This is a genomic window from Rhodococcus sp. MEB032 (assembly GCF_030208925.1).
In the GTDB taxonomy this organism is placed as follows: domain Bacteria; phylum Actinomycetota; class Actinomycetes; order Mycobacteriales; family Mycobacteriaceae; genus Rhodococcus_F; species Rhodococcus_F qingshengii.
On the sequence record NZ_JARVSY010000006.1, the window covers coordinates 1 to 14506 of the forward strand.

16 protein-coding genes and 1 pseudogene are annotated in these 14506 nt (G+C 62.6%); 8 read left to right on the forward strand and 9 right to left on the reverse strand.

Annotated features, from left to right (window positions below; genetic code table 11):
- The 3 genes and pseudogenes from QRN54_RS06055 to QRN54_RS06065 form a co-directional block, all read left to right on the forward strand.
- Nucleotides 1-185, forward strand: a pseudogene (locus QRN54_RS06055) (cytochrome ubiquinol oxidase subunit I); the annotation flags it as partial.
- A gap of 45 nt (nt 186-230) precedes the next feature.
- Complete coding sequence (locus tag QRN54_RS06060) at nt 231-704, forward strand: MarR family winged helix-turn-helix transcriptional regulator (RefSeq protein WP_003939892.1); 474 nt, start codon at nt 231-233, stop codon at nt 702-704.
- A 55-nt stretch (nt 705-759) separates the two neighbouring features.
- Nucleotides 760-1179, forward strand: coding sequence for a DUF5313 family protein (locus QRN54_RS06065; protein WP_042451127.1), 420 nt, complete (start codon nt 760-762; stop codon nt 1177-1179).
- 9 nt (nt 1180-1188) lie between these two features.
- Here QRN54_RS06065 and QRN54_RS06070 read toward each other — a convergent pair whose 3' ends face one another.
- Complete coding sequence (locus QRN54_RS06070) at nt 1189-2217, reverse strand: NAD(P)/FAD-dependent oxidoreductase (RefSeq protein WP_064687573.1); 1029 nt, start codon at nt 2215-2217, stop codon at nt 1189-1191.
- A 33-nt stretch (nt 2218-2250) separates the two neighbouring features.
- Here QRN54_RS06070 and QRN54_RS06075 point away from each other — a divergent pair, with 33 nt between their 5' ends.
- Together QRN54_RS06075 and QRN54_RS06080 are read left to right on the forward strand one after the other, a co-directional pair.
- Nucleotides 2251-2877 carry a helix-turn-helix domain-containing protein gene (locus QRN54_RS06075; RefSeq protein ID WP_007727793.1) on the forward strand — a complete coding sequence of 209 codons (627 nt, stop codon included), beginning with the start codon at nt 2251-2253 and terminating at the stop codon, nt 2875-2877.
- A gap of 56 nt (nt 2878-2933) precedes the next feature.
- Complete coding sequence (locus tag QRN54_RS06080; RefSeq protein ID WP_285181742.1) at nt 2934-3392, forward strand: GNAT family N-acetyltransferase; 459 nt, start codon at nt 2934-2936, stop codon at nt 3390-3392.
- Nucleotides 3393-3404: 12 nt separating this feature from the next.
- Here the strand turns inward: QRN54_RS06080 and QRN54_RS06085 are convergent, their stop codons facing one another.
- From QRN54_RS06085 to QRN54_RS06110, 6 genes are all read right to left on the reverse strand, one after another.
- A complete protein-coding gene (locus tag QRN54_RS06085) occupies nt 3405-3941 on the reverse strand; it encodes a P-loop nucleotide/nucleoside kinase family protein (protein ID WP_054781217.1) in 537 nt (178 codons plus the stop codon).
- 63 nt (nt 3942-4004) lie between these two features.
- On the reverse strand, nt 4005-4799 hold the full coding sequence (locus QRN54_RS06090) for an MHYT domain-containing protein (RefSeq protein WP_003939865.1): 795 nt from the start codon (nt 4797-4799) through the stop codon (nt 4005-4007).
- A gap of 40 nt (nt 4800-4839) precedes the next feature.
- On the reverse strand, nt 4840-5427 hold the full coding sequence (locus QRN54_RS06095) for a GTP-binding protein (RefSeq protein ID WP_003940118.1): 588 nt from the start codon (nt 5425-5427) through the stop codon (nt 4840-4842).
- Nucleotides 5408-5782, reverse strand: coding sequence for a DUF742 domain-containing protein (locus tag QRN54_RS06100; RefSeq protein WP_007727785.1), 375 nt, complete (start codon nt 5780-5782; stop codon nt 5408-5410). The genes QRN54_RS06095 and QRN54_RS06100 overlap by 20 nt, the downstream gene beginning before the upstream one ends.
- Nucleotides 5783-5787: 5 nt before the next feature.
- A complete protein-coding gene (locus QRN54_RS06105) occupies nt 5788-6204 on the reverse strand; it encodes a roadblock/LC7 domain-containing protein (protein ID WP_003940329.1) in 417 nt (138 codons plus the stop codon).
- Entirely contained in the window at nt 6201-9047 is a 2847-nt protein-coding gene (locus QRN54_RS06110) for an ATP-binding protein (RefSeq protein ID WP_285181743.1), read from the reverse strand. The genes QRN54_RS06105 and QRN54_RS06110 overlap by 4 nt, the downstream gene beginning before the upstream one ends.
- A gap of 378 nt (nt 9048-9425) precedes the next feature.
- On the opposite strand from QRN54_RS06110, the gene QRN54_RS06115 reads away from it, so the two are divergent.
- Nucleotides 9426-9935, forward strand: a complete 510-nt coding sequence (locus QRN54_RS06115) for a DUF6630 family protein (RefSeq protein WP_030534948.1) — start codon at nt 9426-9428, stop codon at nt 9933-9935.
- A 4-nt stretch (nt 9936-9939) separates the two neighbouring features.
- On the opposite strand, the gene QRN54_RS06120 is transcribed toward QRN54_RS06115, so the two are convergent.
- Complete coding sequence (locus QRN54_RS06120) at nt 9940-11382, reverse strand: phospholipase D-like domain-containing protein (protein ID WP_064443868.1); 1443 nt, start codon at nt 11380-11382, stop codon at nt 9940-9942.
- Nucleotides 11379-12482, reverse strand: a complete 1104-nt coding sequence (locus QRN54_RS06125; protein WP_285181744.1) for an NAD(P)-binding domain-containing protein — start codon at nt 12480-12482, stop codon at nt 11379-11381. Before QRN54_RS06125 ends, QRN54_RS06120 begins: the two co-directional genes overlap by 4 nt.
- A 112-nt stretch (nt 12483-12594) precedes the next feature.
- Here QRN54_RS06125 and QRN54_RS06130 point away from each other — a divergent pair, with 112 nt between their 5' ends.
- Together QRN54_RS06130 and QRN54_RS06135 are read left to right on the forward strand one after the other, a co-directional pair.
- A complete protein-coding gene (locus QRN54_RS06130) occupies nt 12595-13326 on the forward strand; it encodes an enoyl-CoA hydratase (RefSeq protein WP_003940192.1) in 732 nt (243 codons plus the stop codon).
- Nucleotides 13327-13388: 62 nt separating this feature from the next.
- The gene (locus QRN54_RS06135) at nt 13389-14504 is read left to right on the forward strand and encodes an MBL fold metallo-hydrolase (protein ID WP_081558270.1); all 1116 of its coding nucleotides are present in this window, start codon (nt 13389-13391) and stop codon (nt 14502-14504) included.
- Nucleotides 14505-14506 lie beyond the last annotated feature (2 nt).

Below are 14506 nucleotides of genomic sequence, written 5' to 3' on the forward strand. Positions count from 1 at the left end.
CAACCACCTGCCCGCCGCCGCGTCACAACTTCACCGAGTTGCCGCGCATCCGCAGTGAGCGTCCGGCGTTCGAGCTGCACTACCCGCACATGGTGGAGCGAATGAGGGCGGAAGCGCACGTGGGTCTCACCGGGCAACCCACGTCGACGTTGGAGAAGAGTGACGATCATCGCCAGATTGATTAGTGCAATAATAGTTGCTGCACTAATTAATCTGATAACATCGGATTCATGACGACGAAGGCTCCGCAGACGCAGATGGATGATCCGCTGGCTCTCGACCGGCAGGTGTGCTTTGCACTTGCGGTCGCGAACCGGGCGGTGCTGTCCGTCTACCGGCCACTGCTCGAGCCGATGGGCCTCACGCATCCCCAGTACCTGGTGATGCTGGCACTGTGGGGAAAGTCGCCGATGGCGGTCAAGGAAATCGGGCAGGCACTGCAACTCGATTCGCCGACGCTGTCGCCGCTCCTCAAGCGACTCGAGGCGTCCGGGCTGATCACGCGAACCCGTAGCCGCGCCGACGAACGGCAACTGGACGTGGACCTCACCGAAGCCGGTGTGGCACTGCGCGCGGAGGCGGAGAAGATCCCGCCGGCGGTTGTCGCGAAGCTCGGCGTCAGCCTCGCCGAACTCGAAGAACTCCACAACGTTCTGACGCGGGTCAACGAGGCCGCGCTCCGCGCCGGAGCCTTGGACCAATGAGAGAAATGTGATGACTGCATCCGAAAGAAACGTGATGACTGCGTCAGTACCGTCGATGCGTACCGAACAGGTGACTTCCGTGACTTCCAAAAAGCAACGTACGAGCCCGAATCCTCTTCAGTGGTTGGGTTATTCAGTGGGGCGCAAGCTGCCCGATTCGATGCAGGACTGGGTACGAAACGACCTGATAGGTGACTGGGCCGTGCCGCGTCACCTGATCCGAAGCATGGTGCCGTTCATTCCAGTGTTCGCGGCTTTCATGCTCTTCCCCGGACCGTGGGCCCTGCGGGCATCGATGGTGCTGCTCGGAGTGCTTCTGGCACTGTTCTATTCGGTCTCCTACATGGCTCAGAACAGGTCGCGTCGCCTCGAGCGTCACGGTTTGCCTTCCGACCTCGAGAACCCGAAGAAGATCTCGCGCCACGACGCCGAGAAGGCCGCCTACGAGAAGTTGCACGGCGGCCCCGCGACGTAGACACCTCGGTCACAAGCCGTGGAGGGCGCTGCCGCCGTTCAACTCGCAGACGCGTTGCTCCACGGTCGCCGAGAAGCCCCCTTCCGGCTCGGTCGAACGGAGAGCCGATTCGACGTCTTGCTCGACCAGATATCCGTTGATCGCGATTGCCGCGGTCGAACCTGCCGCCGCAGCATTGATTACCTGGGCGCGAGGGTCGACGACGTTGCCGGCGCCCCAGATACCAGGAACACCGGTGGCGCCGGAACGATCGACAGCCACGAATCCCGTGGGGCTGGTTTTGCAGCCGAGTCGCGTCAGATGTGCGTCGTTCGGAACGAAACGCGGCGCAACGAACAGTGCTGAGCGCGCAACAAGTTGGCCGTTGTCGAGTTCGACGGCTTTCAGTTTGCTTTTCTCGCAGACCAATCCAGATACCGATCCGTCGGCAACCGTCACTCCTCGGGCAGCCAGTCGCGCGCGTTCGTCGGGGGTGAGCGAGATCTTGTCGGGGAAGAACGTCACATCCGACGACCACTGTCGGAGTAGAAACGCCTGGTGAAGTGACATCTCGCGAGCGTCGCCGCCGAGAACGCCGATCGGTTGGTCGCTGATCTCGTACGCATGGCAGTACGGGCAATGGAGCACGCTTTGTCCCCAAAGCTCCTGGATGCCTGGTATTTCCGGGAGTGAATCCCGTAGACCGGTGGCAACCAGCACAGTACGAGTTTCGAGCGTCGTGCCTCCTGAAAGTTCGACGACAAAGCCGGGTTCGATACCGCGCCAGGAGATGTCGACTACGTCATCTTGTGTCAATTCCACTCCGTACGTCTGCAATTCGCTGCGTCCGACGGCGAGCAACTCACGTGGCGCCATGCCGTCGCGCGAGAGGAAGCCGTGCATGTGTGCTGCCGGTGCGTTGCGCGGTTTGCCGGAATCGATGAGGGCGACCGAGCGCCGAGCACGACCCAACACCAGGGCTGCGCTGAGTCCGGCGGCGCCACCGCCGACGATCACGGCGTCGAGGATCTCAGTTTCAGTGTGTGTTCGCATGAGCACAGATTGCTCGCGGAGGGGGTTCTTCAGCAACTAATGTTGCCATTTCTGGGAATCGTCGTCAGACTCGGCACCATGAATGTCAACGGTCCGCACATCGATGCCGCCATCTCGCAGATCGGCGCGCGCCTCAAACGCATTCGTACACAGAGGAACGTCACGCTCACAGCGCTGTCCGAGTCCACCGGTATTTCGAAGAGCACCCTGTCGAGGCTCGAAGCGGGGGAGCGTCGCCCGAGCTTGGAGTTGCTGCTTCCGATCGCGCTTGCCCACCAAGTGCCGTTGGACCAACTGGTGGCGGCACCGCAGGTCGCCGATCCACGCATCCAGAGTGCGCCTCGAAGCGTCAGTGGGCGAACGGTATTGCCGCTGACTCGGCAACCGGGTGGGTTGCAGGCATTCAAGATGACCATCCCGGCAAGCCAGACGGAACCGGATCCCCAAGTGCACGACGGCTACGAATGGCTGTACGTGTTGTCGGGGAGGTTGCGGTTGGTGTTGGCCGATCACGACATCGTGATGGGTACGGGTGAAGCTGCTGAATTCGACACCCGAAACCCGCATTGGTTCGGCAGTGACGGGCGCGGCCCGGTCGAGGTACTGAGTCTGTTCGGCCCCCAAGGAGAACGCATCCACGTTCGGGCCAGGCCTTCGGCGAAGTGACGGACAGTCATACTTTCATTCGATGCTGCCGGAAGCGAAGAGGACAGTGAGGGTCTGTGCGAATCGAAATTGACGACCTGAGTCGGGATGCGGTCCGTGCTCTACTCACCGAACATCTCGCCGACATGCACGCGACCTCGCCCTCGGACAGCGTTCACGCGCTGGACGTCGCGGGGCTGATGGATATCTCTGTGACCATGTGGACGCTGTGGAGCGAAGGTGACGAGTTACTCGGTTGCGTCGCGCTCAAGGAACGGTCGTCGGCGGGCGGCGAGATCAAGTCGATGCGAACGTCATCGGCAGCAAGGGGGCGTGGCGTGGGAACGCGACTTCTTCAACACGTCGTGGACGAGTCGAGACAACGAGGTTACCGGCAACTCGAATTGGAGACCGGTACGCAAGAGTTCTTCGATCCAGCTCGCCGGTTGTACGCGAAATTCGGGTTCGTGCCTTGTCCACCGTTCGGGAACTACCGCGAAGACCCGAACAGCGCATTCTTCGTTCTCACCTTGTGAGCAGCTCGCACGCTACAGCATCTTTGCTGTGATGCGTCGTACTGCACTGTCGGAGTCCATGATTGCGGTGTCGAGCACCAGCCGTTCCGTAGTCCACGGCTCGTAGTCTCGATCCAGAATTTCCTGCCACGTCGGTGGTACGAGATCCGGGATGTCGACGACTCGCCGTTCAGCGCGTCTGCGATGCTCGTCGGGATCCGAACAGATGACCTCGACACCGAGCAGGCGCGCCGAATTATGTTGTGCGGTAGCGGACCAGGCGTCTCGTGTCGCCTCGACGGGGTTGACGCATTCGACCACGACCGAAAGTCCGAGTCGCAATTGTTCGGCGGCGAGCGCGTACCCGGTGATGTATCCGGCGGTCCCGGACCCGTCAGCGATACCGCTGCGGATCAGCGCCTGTTCGATGGTATCGATCCGCACGAAGGGGATTTGGTGACGCTGCGCAAGCGCCCGCGCGATCGTCGACTTGCCGGTGGCCGGCAAACCACCGATCACGACGAGCGTTGCGCGAGTCGATGGCTGGGGGTTGTGTCCGGCATCCACCATCCCCGAAATGTACGGGGCGTTGTCGATTTACGTGAACTCGCCCCGTACTCGCCCCGTACTCGCTCAGTTCGAGATCGCGAACTCTCGTGCTTCGAACGCCAGATCGTCGGCGGCGGATTCCATTCGTGCCGTCGCGCGGTTGGGTGCTGTCAGCACTGCGACAATCGGAACTGCCAACGCCAGCAGGCCGAGAACGAAGACAGGGAAGAGGAATGAGAACACTTCGAGTCCCTGTGGCGCCGGGGCTGCCGCGTCGTGAACAACCTCGACAGCGGCCATTCCGGTGTAGTGCATACCGACGACAGCGATGCCCATGATGATTCCGGCGACAAAACGCAGAATCGTGGACTCGAGCACCATGGTGAACCACAGTGCAGCGGTTCCGGCGACGACTGCGATGAGAACCGACAGTGCAACGAAGAGCAGGTCGTAGTGGATCTCGCCCTGAAAGCGCAAGGCGCGCATACCCGTGTAATGCATGATGTTCACGGCGAGACCGGTTACCACGCCCCCGATCAGAAGCCGCGTCCAGCGAAATTCGGTCCCGATGATCAGCAGGCCGACAAACACGGCCCCTACTGAGATGATCGCGGAGATCACGGTCCATCCGAGGTTGTATCGAATGGGACTGCCGGGGACCGCGAAGCCGAGCATGGCGATGAAATGCATGAGCCAGATGGCGACGCCACCGATCGACAAGGCAGCCATGGCGAGCCATCGCATGCGTGTGGCGGTTGTCGTCGCCGACGCTGAATGCCTGGTGCACGCCAGGCCGACTACCGACCCGACCACGGACACGACGTAGGCGAGTCCGAGCAGCCAGATTCCCATCGAGAAATGGTGCATTTCATCCGACATGCCAGTTCCTTTCGGCGACGATTCGCATCTGGTGATTCATCTAGACGACTGCTTCAGCTGCAAGTCGTTCGAGGGAGTATTCGGTGACGGCGATCAGCGCGCGTTTGGCTGATTCGCGGTTTCGGGCGTCGATCTCGATCATGGGAACCCGGTTGGGTAGAGCCAACGCCTGGCGGAGATCGCTCGCCGAATGGATTGGTGCGCCGTCGAAACGGTTGACCGCCACGATGAACGGGAGGCCTCGCGCCTCGAAGAAGTCGACTGCGGCGAAGCTGTCTTCCAGGCGACGCGTGTCGACCAGAATGACCGCACCGATCGCACCGGTGATCAGGTCGTCCCACATGAACCAGAAGCGGCGCTGTCCCGGGGTTCCGAACAGATAGAGGACCAGGTCGTCGGCGAGAGTGATGCGCCCGAAGTCCATCGCGACCGTCGTGGTGCTCTTGTCGGGAGTGGATCCGAGATTGTCGATACCGTCGCTGGCGTCGGTGACCATGGCCTCCGTGCGAAGGGGGACGATTTCGGAGACGGTCCCCACAAGTGTTGTCTTGCCAACACCGAAACCCCCGGCGATCACGATTTTTGTCGATTTCACGCGAGACGATGAGTCAGAGTGCCCGAAGTCCACTGAGGGTCCTTTCGATCAGTTCGCGTCGCTCGACTCGAGATGCGTCGCTTCGCAGAGTGGCATGTATTTCCAGTGATCCGGCTACTACGAGGTCGGCGACCAGTACCCGCACGACTCCGATCGGAACACCCAGGTGGGCAGCGATCTCGGCAACCGAGATCCGCTGCTCGCAGAGTGCGACGATCGATGCACGAATATCCTGCGGTGCAAGATTGTTCGAGACCGCGTCTTCGATCGTCGCGATGATCGCTTCGAGTGGGAGGTCGATGGACGGCAGGGTCCGACCTTCGGTGAGCGCGTACGGCCGGACCAAGCTCGGTTCGGCGTCGTCGTACTCGGATTGATGGTGAGGCATCGAACTCAAATACCCTGCGATGTTCTCGGGGCAATGTCCATGGTGGTGCCGACGCGATCGACGAGAGTCGCCATTTCGTAACCGATCTGGCCGATGTCGCATCCGGCGACAGCGAGAGCGGCAAGGTAAGCGCCACTACCGACGCCCATGAGAAGCAGGTAGCCGTTCTCCATCTCGACGACGGACTGCATGACGGCTCCACCGTCGAAGAGGCGTGACGCCCCCGCGGACAGGCTGGCGAGTCCGGAAGTGACAGCGGCTAATTGATCGGCCCGATCGAGCGGAAGATGTGTGCTCGAGGCCGTCAACAACCCGTCGGCTGAGACGATGATCGCGTGACTCACACCCGGCACGTCTCGGGCAAAAGCCGATACCAGCCAGTCGAGTGCGCGGGGAGTCTCTTGGGCTCCGACAGTGTTCACTGTTCTCCTTCATCGTTGTGCAACATCGTGGACGATTCGAAAGACTGTCCGCCATCGGGCTCATGGTCGGCAGCGCGCCGACGCCCTCGTTGTACGCCGGATTGGTAACTGCTCCAACCACGTTGGACGTCCGCCGGATTGGATGCATGGCGCTGTGTCGTTCCGCCTCTCCCGACGGCACCGGGAACCAGGCGGGCTCCGCGGTCTCGAATGGGAAGTCCGGAATCGGCGATCTTGGTGACCGGCATCTCGAACGAGGTCCGAGCGGCCAGCCAGCCTTGATCCGCGTCGGTGGTCCAAGCACTGCCGGTGGAAGCAGCTGAAGTCTCCGCCGTCGGGTCCACGAGCCACTCGGACACCATCCGGGCGAAAATCGGCATCGTGGTCGGGGCAGCGAGTACGCCGTTCGAGTTGCCCTCTCCCGCGCCGTCAGCGCGCGCCGATGCGCGAGCAGAGAGCCCGTCACGGGTGCGCGAGGAGAAGAACGCCGCAGTATTTGTCGGCGTCGGGGCTGAGAGCCGGTGCCGTGGCGGCGGGGTTGTCGACGGGTGTGGACCCACCGGGATCTCGGGACCCTGTGCCGGCGAGGTGAATTCCGGCGAAGGAGTACGCACGGGAAGGGACGTCGATGCGCTTGTGCCTTCGGGATCGGGCAGAGGAGCGAAGGACGACACGGAGGTGGCGGGTGCAGCAGTGGTCGGAGTCGAGGTACTGACCGCCGGTACTCCACTTGTGCCCGGAGTGCGACGTGGCAACCCCGAAGGCGCTGTTGTCGTGGGAATGGATTGCGGTGTGATCGGGGCGAACGTCTCAGTCCGGTCGGTGCTGTTGCTGGGCGTTCGACGCGGGAGATCTGCGAAACTTCTGGTCGCAGGCTGCGGGGGTGCCAATTCGGTCGGGACGGGCTTTGACCAGGACGGTTCAGACGGTGCGGGCGGCGGAGTCCGATCGAGCGTGGGCACGGGTCCGGTTCGCGGCGTGCGGATCTCGGGTCCCCGAGAAGAATCGAGTATCGACGTCGGTAGGAGCACCGTTGCGGTGATGCCGCTGTGCGTCGACGACGTTGCCGTCGGGCGCAGGCGCACAGAGATGTTGTAGCGACGACTGATTCGGCTCACGACGAACAAACCCATGCGACGCGCTGTATCCGCGCTCATCTCGCCGCCGGCGGCGAGGCGCTCGTTGGCATCGAGGATATCGGCAGGCGACATGCCGATACCGAGATCTGCGATCTCGACGATCATGGAGCCGTCGATGGTGCGGGCAGCGTTGATGGAGACGGTGGTCTCCGGCGGGGAGTACCGCAGAGAATTGTCGAGCAGTTCAGCGATGAGGTGAACGACGTCCGGGGCAGCATGACCGGTGACGACTCCGGGCGGTATCTGCCCGAGTTCGACGCGTCGATATTCCTCGACGCCTGATACCGCCGCACGAAGGATATCGCCGAGAGCGACGGGGGCGGTTCTGGCGCGGCGTATATCGGTTCCGGCGAGAACCAACAAGTTGTCGCCGTTTCTACGCATTCTCGCGGCGATGTGGTCGAGCCGGAACAGATTCTCGAGGCGACGAGGGTCGTCTTCGTCCTGCTCCAACTGTTCGATCAAACCGAGTTGCTGGTCGACGAGGGACTTGTTACGCCTCGACAGCGTTTCGAACATGTCGTTGACCTGGCGCCGCAGGGTGGCCTGCTCGCCGGCCAGCGTGATGGCCTGACCGTGCATGTCGTCCACCGCGCGTGCAAGCTCGCCGATTTCCTCGTGGGTGCGGATCGGTACACGGGCGAAGTCGACGTCGTCGATACTGGCACCTGCGCGAATTCGTTCGATCGCGTCGGGGAGTCCGCGTCGTGCTGCTTGCAATGCGGCAAATCGCAGCCGACGGATCGGATCGATGAGCGATCGGCTGATGACGAGGGCGATGGCCAGTGCCAGCAGGACCGCGCCGAGCACGATTGCAGTGTCACGAAGTGCTGCGGTTCGTGCTGCATTGGATTCAGCGGTGACGGTATCGCCGAACTCGGTGACGGTGGTGTCGGTCAGGCTTTTGTACTGGTCGTTTCCGGATTTCAGATCGGTACCGACGCGGCTCCCCAGAGGAGAGGTCGACGGGGTTGATCCGAGTGCGTTGATCCGGTTCTGAGCGGAGTTGCTGAGGGTCCGGACGGTGTCGTTGCTCCCGTCGATGGCGAGAATGTTGTTCAGAGCGACCAGTTCGGCACCGGCGGCACTGACCATCGAGGTACGAGCCTGCTGGTCCGGATCACCTGAGCCGAAGAGGATTCGTTGTTCGGCCAGTGCTCGTCGCGCATCCCAGAGTGCTGAGAGTCGGCCACCCTCTTCGCGCAGCGCCGGACGCTGAGAATGCTCGACGACGCTGGTGAAGGTGCTCGAGAGTGCGCGAGAGACTTCGCCGACCCGCGAAACCAAGCGTGCGGGAGCCACCGCGCCGGCGGCGACCTCCTCCGTGATGGAACGGCTCTCTGCGAGCGCCGAAGTCACTTGGTCGTTGAGATCGTCGTCGGACTGGAACGCGCGCGCGGCGTCGACCAGTTGATCCATTGCGTCCGAAACCGCTTGTGTGGCGGGGCCGGTGTCAGCGCGTGCCGATGCGGCTTCGGCGAGCTCGTACAGCGCGGATTCGAGATTGATCGCGGCGGGCACAGCGAGGGCGCGCTCGGACGAGGAACTCAGCTGTGCGGCTTCTTCGAGTTCCGTCTGAACGCGAAGGGCTCCGAGGACGACGGCGACGATCATCGGCAATGCGAGAACGGCGATGACCTTCCATCCCAGGCGCCATTCGCCGATCGACCACCAAGAGGTTGTCGTGTGTGAATCGTGTTTCATGCGGAACATGGCCCCTTCACGTCAACCCCCCGTGGGTCATTGCCCGAACCCCTTCGATCCGGTTTGACCAGAAGGGGTAGTTAGCTGAACGGTAACAGACTGTTCGCTGGCTCGCTACATCCCAGTTGGCTTCTTGGATCGCCGATGACTATATCCGGATTGTAAGGCCAGGTGAAAGGGTAAACGGACAAGTGCGGCGAATGGGATAGCCGGAAAGTCCAATTTGGTAGCTCGGCGAGCGGTGCTGCCCGGGAATTCGTGGAACTCACGGCAAGCATCTGGCTCGTGTCCCGACATCGAGGACACGTCCGAACGAGGCGCACACGCATGTCAGAATGTGGAAACCGCACCGATGACCGAATTGAACTTGGAGCCATAGTGAGTGGAACTGCTCGCGACGCGTTGCGCGCGATCGCCGAACTGCTCGCCCCTGACAGCGCTGTTGTCATCGATCGTGTGACTCTCGCGATCGACCAACCGGAACGGTATGTCGAAGTGCAGAACGAGTTGTACTCACAGACGCTCGAGAAGCCACACCCGGAAATGGCGTGGTTTGCTCTCGTCGACGCATTGCACGAACAAGAACGCCTGGTCTGGGTGGACTGGAACGAGGATGCTGCCGAGGTTCTGGGTCAGCTGCGAGTGCTCACGTCGGCGCCGGCGGGATCGTGGGAGTGGGCGGACAGTCTTGTCGTGGCCTTCGATCGAGCTGCCGGACTCGAATCGCTTCTCGCCCGTATCGGCGACAACATCACCGATACGGGCGTTTCACTTGCCTGGCTCGACAGCGACAGCGATACGTTTCTCCTCGCGCTCGTCCCGAGTGTTCACGGTGCAACGCTCGTCGAACTCGCGCTGGCAACCGGGCACTGCGTGCGCGTGTTCTAGAGTCTCAGCGTTTGCCGAGCAGGCGGCGCAATCCTTCGATTCGATCGCTCAGTCTGGGCGGCGTGCGCTCGGGATCCATCAGTGCATTTTCAGCGAGCACGTGGTCTTCGCCGTCGACTGTGTTCCGGTCGAATTCGCGCAGACTGCGAGCGTCGGAGGTCGAGAGAGCGCGAACCGTCGACAACAGTGACTGCTCACCCGACGCGTCGTCGACTTCTTCCTCGGTGACGTCGAGGTGCTCGCTGAGTAGCCGGCGCCTCAATCCGATGATCGAGGCGCGCAACTCGACATCTGCGTCGTCGTCGGATTCGACGGCGATGTCGCACTCGGTGTCGAAGCCCATCGAACGGTTGTTGAGATTCGACGACCCGATTCGCAGGAGGCGATCGTCCATCACGAGAACCTTGGCATGTACGTAAATGGGTGCGCCAGAGGAGGTCACGGGATAAAACGCACCGAAACGGTCGTGGATGTCAGCGGACCACAGCAGATGCAGCAGGTCGTGGCGCGCCCCGTCCATCGCCTTTTGTTCCAGCCAACCGTCGGCGTTGCGCGGAATGACCAGAACGATTTCCGGTCCGTCGTCCTCACGCAGGCGCGCGGCAATCGCCTCGGCCAGCGTGCGTGAGGCGAGGTACTGGCTTTCGATGTACAGCGTGTGTTCGGCGCCGGCGATGGCGGCGAGATACAACGCCTCGATCTCACGAACCTCCGCGCGCTCGCCGAGTTCCGGCAATGTTCTGGCGACGGCTACGTCGACCACCCGCAAGGTGGGAGCCAAATTGACGGGCCACGGAGTCGCAGTGCTCTTGACCGGTGTCAGATCCTCGCCGGTTGCGGATTTCCAGCGTGCCCGCGCCAATTCGCCGATGGCCGCAGCCGCATTGCCGTCGACCGCCGTGGTTGCGTCATGCCAAGGGCCGTAACGCCTTCCGCTCGGCGTGATTCGATAATCGTTTCGGTCGACGTGATCCGAGGTGTCCCAGCGGTCCACAGTCATGTCGATGCCGCCGCAGAACGCCAGAGCGTCGTCGATGACGATGATTTTCTGATGGTGCGCCGCACCAACCGGGTGGGCGCCGTCGATCTCGAACCGTAGGCGCTCGTCGGTCAGCCAGTTGGACACGAAGACGGGAGTCATGCCGCGGCCGATTGCGGTGAACGCGCCGATGTTCCATTTGAGTACGAGGATTTCGAGGTCGGGTTTCTCGCGGACGAGCCAGCGGAGGAACATTCCCAACCGGTTGGGGCCGTCGAGAGTCTGCTCGCCTGGTTCGAGTTTGATGCGCGTGTCGAAGTCCCAGCCGATCAACATGATTCGCTTTTCAGCTTGCAGCATTGCGGACTTCGCATGATGAAAGTAGTCAGCGGCGTCGACGATGCAGGCAAGATTGTCCGCCGGTTCGATGCGCCAGCAGGTTTCGCCCGGAACAAGGATTCTGTTCATTCGCCGATTCCCAGGTACGCGGTCAGTTCGCGCGCTGCCGCTTGGCCGGCGCGGTTGGCTCCGATCGTCGACGACGACGGTCCGTATCCCACCAGGTGCACGCGAGGGTCGGCTTCGACCTGCGTGGCGAGGCGCCCGGTCATCGGGATTCCGCCACCCGGTCCGCGCAGGTGCAACGGCGCCAGGTGATCGAGTGAGCTACGAAAACCGGTGCACCACAAGATGACATCGGCGTCGACGACGGTACCGTCGGCCCACTTCACGCCGTTCGGAAGAATTTCGGAGAACATCGGCAGTCGATTCATCACACCACGCTCTCGCGCTGCCTGGATGGCAGGCGTTACCGGGAGGCCGGTCACCGAGACAACGGATCCCGGTGGCAGGCCGCGTCGTACACGATCTTCGACCATGGCAACCGCAGCGCGGCCGATGTCCGGCGTGAACGGCTCGTCGCGGAACTCGGGTTCGCGCCGCGTCACCCAGGTAGTGGTCGTGACGCGTGAGATCTCGTCGAGCAGTTGGACAGCCGAGATCCCGCCGCCGACCACGACGACATGTTTGCCTTCGAACTCGGCAGCGGTTCGATAGTCCTTCGTGTGCAGTTGTCGGCCACGGAACGACTCGGCCCCGCGATAGTGGGGGATGAAGGGCCGCTCCCAGGTCCCCGTCGCGTTGATCAAGCCTCGCGCCGCGAATACTCCCCGGTCGGTCTCGATCCGCAGGCGCTCTTCCCTCGGACACACCACTCGCGTGTGTACCGGGCGGTGGACGGGAAGTTCGAATTGCTTTTCGTACAGTTCGAAGTAGTGGGGGACCGCCACCGATGCAGGCACCTGTTCGGCGTCTGTACCGGTGGTTTCCGCGAAGGACATTCCCGGGAGGTCATGGACGCCGTTGACGGTGCTCAGTGTCAGGCTCGGCCAACGGAACTGCCACGCCCCGCCCGGACCGGCCGCATGATCGAGCACCACGAACCCCGATTCGGGCTCGATTCCGAACTTGCGCAGGTAGTACGCGGCGGAGAGTCCGGCCTGTCCGGCGCCGATCACCACCACGTCAACCGGGTGTGGTTGCTGTGCGGCAAGGTCGTCTGTACTCATCGGTAATCTAACCTCCTGATGTACAGAACTTAGCTGCAGAGAAGTATGCGGACGGTATCGGCGCCTCGGAACATCCCTGTGTCGAGCCTTCCAGAAACGAAAGTGAGCGGACATGATCGGGTTCTCCCGTGACGGCAACGTCGTGACCATCGAGTTGCAGCGTCACGAGCGTCGTAATGCGCTCAGCGCGGAACTCTGCATCGCAATACGGGACGCGATGAACGCGGCGGTAGCCGAGCACGCGCACGTCGTCGTCATCACCGGTGAGGGATCGGCGTTCTGTGCAGGCGCGGACCTTTCCGGCGACGTCTACATGGAGGGCTTCACCGATCGCCTGTTCGAGATGCTTCGCTCTATCGACACGGCGCCCATCCCGGTCATCGCTGCCGTCAACGGTCCGGCCATCGGCGCGGGCACACAACTGGCCATCGCGTCGGATCTTCGCGTCGTAGCGCCGAGCGCTCGCTTCGGAATCCCGGCCGCCACCCTCGGTGTCTCGGTGGACAAGTGGACGATGCGTCGGCTCGCGTCGCTGGTCGGCGGCGGTCCCGCGCGCACCATTTTGCTCGGCATCGAACAGATCGGCGCCGAAGAAGCCTTCACTCGCGGCCTCGCCAACAAAATCGGAACCCTCGACGACGCTCAGGAATGGGCACACCGCATCGCGAATCTCGCACCGCTGTCGTTGCGGCACATGAAGATGGTTCTCAACGACGACGGCACCATGGAGGAGCAGTCTCCCGAGCAGCTCGACGCGCTTCACGCCGCCTGGCTCAGCGAGGACGTCCAGGAAGCCCGCGCTGCCCGCATCGAGAACCGCCCTCCCGTATTCAAGGGTAAGTAAAGCTGGTTGCAGGGAAAACAGGCGCCGGGCACGCAGGGCAGATAGTGGCTACGCTCGTCTGAATGAAGAAGACGACGGTTCTCGGAGTTGCTGCTGTTGCCGCGGCGACGGGGTGGGTGGCGCGAGCCGCATGGGGCATCCCGACGCAGATCGGGGCCTCGCGAAACACGGTGCAACCGTATGCGGCGATGTCCCCGCGATACCGGGACCGCCAGTTCCACAACTCGGAGCCCAGCAGCACACTGGTTCCGGGCACCGATGTCGGAATGTTCAAGTCGATGGCCACGCGAGGGTCGACGGGTCGGCCGCGTCGGCCGATTCCGTTGGCCACTCCGCTGGCACCGGCGGCAGCCGGCGACGCGGCGGTGACGTGGTACGGCCATTCGAGCGTTCTCGTCGAGGTCGACGGCTACCGCGTTCTCGCCGATCCGGTGTGGAGTGAACGCGTATCACCCTCGGCCACAGTAGGTCCCGCACGCATGCACCCCACTCCGGTGGCTTTGACCGAACTGCCTGCAGTGGATGCGATAGTCATCTCTCACGATCACTACGACCATCTCGACATGGCTACGGTCAAGACCCTGACTCGTACACAGACCGCTCCGTTCGTCGTGCCGATCGGTATCGGGGCTCACCTGCGGCACTGGAAGGTGCCCGAGAACCGGATCGTGGAATTGGACTGGGACGAGTCGACCAAGATCGGCGACCTGGTCCTCACGTGCACGGAGGCTCGTCACTTCTCCGGTCGTGGCCTTGTCCGGAACACGACCCAGTGGGCGTCGTGGGTATTCGCCGGGCCGAAGCACCGGGTCTTCTTCGGTGGTGACAGCGGATACACATCACGTTTCGAACAGCTGGGTGAAACCTATGGGCCTTTCGATCTGACGCTTCTCCCCGTCGGTGCGTACGACGTGCGCTGGCCGGACATCCACATGAATCCGGAAGAGGCAGTGCAGACGCACATCGACCTCAACAAGGGCGACGGGTCGCGCGGTGTCTTCGTCCCGATTCACTGGGCGACGTTCAACCTCGCGTTTCACTCGTGGTCGGAGCCGATCATTCGCCTCGACGAGTCGGCTGCAGATGCGGGCACAACAGTGTCGGTCCCGATGCCGGGCGGCAGGATCGACGCGTTGTCACCGACACCGCCGTCGAAGTGGTGGATACCGCTGGGCTGACT